The organism is Rhodococcus sp. ARC_M6 (genome assembly GCF_022810305.1).
GTDB lineage: Bacteria > Actinomycetota > Actinomycetes > Mycobacteriales > Mycobacteriaceae > Rhodococcus_F.
In genome coordinates this window covers 1-389 of the sequence record NZ_JALGQH010000090.1, presented here as the reverse complement: position 1 = coordinate 389, position 389 = coordinate 1, and the positions used below count along the sequence as shown (strand labels likewise).

The window sequence follows — 389 nt, the reverse complement described above, 5'->3', positions numbered from 1 at the left end:
AGCTTGTCGTTGAGCGAGGCAAGCAGGTCGAGGATCTGCTTCTGCACCGTCACGTCGAGAGCTGTCGTCGGCTCGTCGGCGATCAGCAGCTTCGGCTCGCAGGCCAACGCCATGGCGATGACCACACGCTGACGCATACCGCCGGACAGCTCGTGGGGGTACTGGTCGAGACGACGCGTCGGCTCGGGGATACCCACCATCGTCAGCAATTCGGCGGCGCGGTCGCGCGCCTCGGCCTTTTTGAGACCGAGGTGGAACTTCAAGGATTCGGTGATGTGCGTACCGATTCGCTTGAACGGGTTGAGCGAGGTCATCGGATCCTGGAAGACCATGGCGATCTCGGGGCCCCAGAAGTGCTTCATCTCAGACTTTTTCATCGTCGACATGTC

The 389-nt window shown here is 61.2% G+C and carries 1 protein-coding gene; it reads right to left on the bottom strand.

Annotated elements, in window-relative coordinates:
• On the bottom strand, nt 1-389 hold a 389-nt coding region (locus MTX36_RS29515), incomplete at both ends, for an ATP-binding cassette domain-containing protein (protein ID WP_243623211.1).